Origin of the sequence: Phenylobacterium sp. (assembly GCF_044371015.1) — a bacterium.
Taxonomy (GTDB): domain Bacteria; phylum Pseudomonadota; class Alphaproteobacteria; order Caulobacterales; family Caulobacteraceae; genus Phenylobacterium.
In genome coordinates, this window is sequence record NZ_JBILUK010000224.1 from 1 (window position 1) to 5,233 (window position 5,233).

Sequence of the window (5,233 nt, forward strand, 5' to 3'; positions counted from 1 at the left end):
CGGCCAGGCCATGCTGCCGGCGACCGCGGCGAGCGTCAGCCAGACTTTCAGGGGCCTCGCGCCCGGCCGCTACGGGATCAAGGCGTTCCACGACCTCGACGGCGACGGCAAGATGGGCAGCAACCCCTTCGGCACGCCGACCGAACCCTTTGCCTTCTCCAACAACGCACCCGCCTCCATGGGCCCACCCGGCTGGGGGGCGGCGAGCTTTGAGGTCAAGGCCGGCGACAACACCCATGTCATCACCATGGATTGAGGATCCGATCATGGACCGCAGGCATTTTTTGGCGAGCCTTGGCGCGGCTGGGGTGCTGACCCCAGAGATCGCCCAGGCGGCTGCTCAGGGCGTTATGGCGGCCGCCGCCGGCATCGACTGGCGACCGGCCTTCGCCGACTTCGAGGCCGACTTGGCGCGCGCGCCCATGACCCTCGTTTCAGGCCGGGCGCCTGATGGACTGTCCGGCGCGCTCTACCGAAACGGTCCAGGCAAGTTCCACCGACCGGGTGGCTCGGTCGGGCACTGGTTCGACGGCGACGGCCTGGTGCGCGCGTTCCGCTTCGGCGGCGGCCAGGCCGCGCTGCAAGCGCGGTTCGTCGATACGCCCAAGCGACGGCGGGATGCGGCGTCCAACGCCGTGGTGACCCCGGGGTTCGGGACCGCTGCCGGGCCCGGATCGCAGATGCGGCACAGCGACGACGTCAACGCCGCCAACATCTCGGTGATGATGGCCGGCCGCGAACTGTGGGCCCTCTGGGAAGGCGGCTCGCCCATCGCCTTGGACCCGGCCGACCTCTCGACGCGTGAGATCAAGACGCTGCGTCCGGACCTGGCGCACATGCCGTTCCTGGCCCATCCGCGCCGCGAACCCGGCGGCGAGGTGTGGAGCCTGGGAGTCTCGGGCCTCAAGGCCATCGTCTGGCGGCTGGCGGCGGACGGCGCGCTCAAGACGGCGCAGGTGATCGACATTCCGGCGGCGAGCTATGTGCATGACTTCGTGATCACGCCCACCAGGCTGGTGATCATTCTACAGCCGTGGCTGCAGGATCGGTTCGTGACGCCGGTGGTCGACAGCTATTCCTGGCGGCCGGAGCAGGGGACCAAGGTGCTGGTGTTGGACAAGGCCGACCTCGGCCGACGCCGCATCCATGAACTGCCGCCGTTCTTCGCCTTCCATTTCGGCGATGCCTGGGAGGAGCGGGACGGGACGATCCGTTTTGCGGCCTGCGTCTCCGACGATCCCTATTTCGCCCAGGAAAACGGTCGGGCGCTGATGAAGGGCCAGTGGAAGCGGCAGGCATCGCCCAAACTGGCCGGCGTTGTGCTGCGTCCCGGCGGCGGTGCGGCGCTGGAGACCTCGGGGATGGATGCGGAGTTCCCGCGCGCCGACGAGCGGTTCGCCGGCCTTAAACGCCGCTGGCTGGCCCATGGCGCGATCGCGGTGGACGATGTGCCGATGTTCCAGGGCCTGGGCGTCACCGATCTTGAAACCGGGCGGAGCCGCGTGTTCGACTTCGGCGCCGGTCAGTTGGTTGAGGAAGCGGTGTTCGCGCCCAGACCGGGTTCAAGCGGCGAGATGGACGGCTGGCTGCTGACGCCCTCGGTGAACGTCAGGGCTCGAGCCACCGAACTGGCTGTGTTCGACGCCCAGCGCGTCGACGCCGGCCCGGTCTGCGTCTGGCGCGCGGAAGGGGTGCTGCCGGTCAGCCTGCACGGGGTGTTCTTGGCGGCATGAGCCAGCCGACGCCTATCGCGCCGGAACCGACACCACCTTCCAGGCGCGTTCGGGCGCGAGCCAGGTTTGAGCGACGCGGCGGATGTCTGCGGCCGTGACCTTGGCGGTGCCTGGGATCAGGTCCCGGATGGCGTCCAGTCGGCGAGGGTCGGCCTGGGCGCCGGAAAGCTCGTTCGACCAGTAGCCATTGGTCAAACGGGCCTTCTGCAGCAGTTCCACACGCGGCGCCCTGGCGCGGGCCAGTTCGTCGGCATCAACCTCGCGAGTCCGCAGGTCGGCGGCGATCGCGGCGACCTCGGTGAAGAAGCTGTCGAGTTTGTCCGGCGGCGCCTGGATGCTGGCCGAGATGAAGCCCCAGCCGGTCCAGGTCAGGCTGTGCTGAGAGTTGGCGTCCGGCGAGTAGGTGACGCCCAGCGCCTCGCGCAGGCGCTCGGTGATCCGCAGGCGGACCACTTCCCTCAGCACCGCGGTCTCCCGCGCCCGCTGCGGATCGGCCCAGAAGTCGGTCGTGGCCCAGGCGATCTGGGCTGAGGCCTGATCAGCTCGCCCCTTGTGCGTCAGCACGACGGGATCTGCGCGTCCGCCGGGAAAGCGCACCAGCGGCCCGGGCGGCGGACCCTTGACGGGCTCGGCGCGGGTCGGAAGCGCGCCCAGCGTGGCGGCGACAGCGCGGATCGTGGCCTCGATCTCGACATCACCAACGATCACCGCCTCCAGCGCGCCGCGCCGAAGCGGCCCCTCGACGGCGCCGCGCAGATCACTGAAGGCCGCGCCGGCCATGTCCTCGCGGCTCGGGAAGGTCCAGCGGCGATCCCCACTGTGGGTCAGGCCGGGCAGATCGCGGGCGAAGACGCCCCCGTCGGTCGCCTCGTATTGGTCATGGACGGTCCGGGCCGAGGCCTTCAGGCGCGCGAACGCCGTCTCCCGCCAGGCCGGGTCGGCGATGTAGGCGCCGAGCACCTGCAGCTGGGTGTCGAGATCCTGCGGCCGAGTCGATCCTGAAAACACGAAGGCGTCGTCCGTGACGGAAAAGCGCGCCCCGTAGACCCGCGACGCGAGCGCGCGCTCCATGTCCTCGACATCAATCTTCCCGAGGCCGCCCTCCACCAGGGCGCCGGCGGCCCAATAGGGGCTCTGGCGGTCAGCCGGGAGGGATCGCATCCCTTCACCGATGTTCACACGGACCAGCACCTCGTCGTCGCGATAGTCCGTGGGCTTGATGGTCAGACGCGCCCCGTTGGCGAATGTGACGAAGGTGACCCCCAGATCGGCGACCGTGCGACGGGATGAGACCGCGCCCGCGGGCCCGAAACTGGCGTAGGGCCACGCGACCCTGGCCGTCACCGTCGGCGGCGTCACCGCAACCTTGCGCGAGGTTTCGAGCGCGGCCAGCACAGCCGCCTCGCCGCCGTCGATAGCCTTGGGCGAGGTGACGAAGATCAGGGGGTCTTGACCCTTGAACAGGCCGCTCAGCTGGCGGTTCACGGTCTCGGCGCGGAGACCCGCGACGGCCGCCTCGAAGGCTGCGAGGTCCTGGGCGGGAGAGGTGATCACCTCGCGTTCCGACAGCGAGCCCAGGATTTCCTGAGCGAGATCGGCGGGTCGGCGGGTCGCGGCGCCGGCGACCCGGGCTTTCAAGCCTGCGCGCGTCTCCTCGATCTCACGGTCAAGTTCGTCCTGACGCACACCGTAGCGGGCGAGGCGGCGCTGCTCGCGCTCGGCTGCGGCGAGCGCCTCGGCCCAGCGGCCGGACTCTGCGTCGATACCCAGCCAGACCAACTCGGCCGAGCGTTCCTGTTCGAACCGACCCACGGCCGCGGACAGGAACGGCGGGTTCGCCTCTCGCGCCAAGCCGGAAAAGCGCCGGTTCAGCACCGACATGCCGAGGCTCTCAATCAGATCGCTACGGCGCGTATCAACCGTGTCGGGCAAGTCGCGAAAGGGCGCCACCCAGACCATCTGAATCGAGGCCGGAAGGCCCGGATCGACCATGACGCGGGCTTCGGCCGTGCGACGGGCGAGGGCCCCTGGATCGGGGTCGGGCCGCGCCGGCGCCTGGGCGCGCCAGCCGCCGAAGGTGGCCTCGATGCCGGCGACCATGCGATCGACATCAAAATCCCCGACGGCCACGAACACGGCGCGCTCCGGGCGATACCAGGCGCGATAGTAGTCAACGATCTCCGATGCTGGCGTCGTCTTCAGAATCGCGACGTCCCCGATCGGCAGCCGTTGCGGAAGGCGCTGGCCCTTGAGGAGGAAGGCCAACCGCTCGACGAAGGCGTTATAGCGGGGCGAGTTTCGGGCCCGCTCCTCGGACAGGATTATGCCGCGTTCCCGGTCCACCGCCGCGGGGTCAATGGTGAGATTGAAGGCGGTCTCGCCCAGCAGCATCAGCGCCGTGTTGACGGTCTCGTCGTCCGTGCGGGGCAGGTCGAGTTGATAGATGGTCTCGGAGAACCCCGTGGAGGCGTTGGTGTCGGCCCCGAAGGCCAGACCCAGCCGCTCCAGGATCTTGATCATCTCGCCTTCCGGCACGCGCTTGGAGCCGTTGAAAGCCATGTGTTCCAGAAAGTGGGCGAGCCCCTTCTGGGCGTCGGTCTCCTGCATCGAGCCGGCGTCGAACCAGAGCCGCAGCGCCGCCTGGCCCGGGGGCGTCGCCTGGCGTCGAACGGCGTAGCGCATGCCGTTGGGCAGCAAGCCGAAGCGGATGTCGGGGTCAGCGGCGATGTCAGAGGCGGCCTGAGGCCAGCCGCTGGCCGGTCTGGGGGCGGACGGCGCGGCCTGCAGCGGTCCCGTTACAAGGGCGAAGGTGAACAGCGCGAGCGCCACCGGCGCGAAGCCGAATCTGGAAGTCATGAAGGCGGCGGCTCCGGAAGCGGGGCGGGGTTTGGGGCCTCACCATCGCCGGGCCGTGTGGCGGGGGCAAGGCGGCGCGGTCTCGCATCGCCGCGCTGGGCGGCGTAAATGAGGGTCATGACCGAGCCGCGCCCCGATTCAGCCCTGACGGGCGAGGACCCGTCCCGAGATCCGGATGGGTCTCAGCCGCTGGTGAATGCGCCTTGGCCGGTGGTGGCGCTATCGGCGGGCATTGTCGGGCTCTATCTGATCCAGACGCTGTTTCCACAGGCCATCGCCATGTTCGCCTTCTCGCCCGCCGCCCTGGCGGCGGGGCAATGGAGCGGGCTGATCACGTCCCAGTTCCTGCACGGGGGCTGGGCGCATGTGCTGATGAACGGCGCCTTTATCCTGGCGTTCGGGGCGCCGGTCGCGCGCTTCCTGAGCCAGACGCCGCGGGGGCTGGTGGCGTTCTTCGGCTTCTATCTTCTCTGCGGCGTGTTCGCCGGTCTGGGCTTCGCGGCGCTTAACTGGGGTCTCGACGCGGCCATGGTCGGGGCCTCGGGGGCCGCATCGGGCCTGATGGGCGCCGCCGCGCGGCTGATCGGGGGCGGGGGGCGGCCCGGGCCGATCACCTCGCCGGCGGTCACTGGCATGGCCGGCGC

4 protein-coding genes are annotated in these 5,233 nt (G+C 69.8%); 3 read left to right on the forward strand and 1 reads right to left on the reverse strand.

From position 1 onward, the window contains the following. Both ACIQ3R_RS14940 and ACIQ3R_RS14945 read left to right on the forward strand, forming a co-directional pair. Positions 1 to 256, forward strand: a 256-nt coding sequence (locus tag ACIQ3R_RS14940) for a DUF2141 domain-containing protein (protein ID WP_397419653.1), incomplete at its 5' end; no start/stop codon positions are given. Positions 257 to 266: 10 nt separating this feature from the next. Next, positions 267 to 1,733, forward strand: coding sequence for a carotenoid oxygenase family protein (locus tag ACIQ3R_RS14945; RefSeq protein WP_397419654.1), 1,467 nt, complete (start codon positions 267 to 269; stop codon positions 1,731 to 1,733). A gap of 12 nt (positions 1,734 to 1,745) precedes the next feature. Here ACIQ3R_RS14945 and ACIQ3R_RS14950 read toward each other — a convergent pair whose 3' ends face one another. Next, positions 1,746 to 4,589: a M16 family metallopeptidase gene (locus tag ACIQ3R_RS14950; protein ID WP_397419655.1), complete on the reverse strand. Its 2,844-nt coding sequence runs from the start codon at positions 4,587 to 4,589 to the stop codon at positions 1,746 to 1,748. Positions 4,590 to 4,706: 117 nt separating this feature from the next. Between ACIQ3R_RS14950 and ACIQ3R_RS14955 the strand changes: the two genes are divergently transcribed. Continuing rightward, positions 4,707 to 5,233: rhomboid family intramembrane serine protease (locus tag ACIQ3R_RS14955; protein ID WP_397419656.1), on the forward strand; the 527-nt coding region annotated here is incomplete at its 3' end.

Excerpts from the sequence above, each read along its gene's own strand:
- ACIQ3R_RS14945 (WP_397419654.1), top strand. The coding sequence starts at position 267 with ATGGACCGCAGGCATTTTTTGGCGAGCCTTGGCGCGGCTGGGGTGCTG.
- ACIQ3R_RS14950 (WP_397419655.1), bottom strand. The coding sequence starts at position 4,589 with ATGACTTCCAGATTCGGCTTCGCGCCGGTGGCGCTCGCGCTGTTCACC.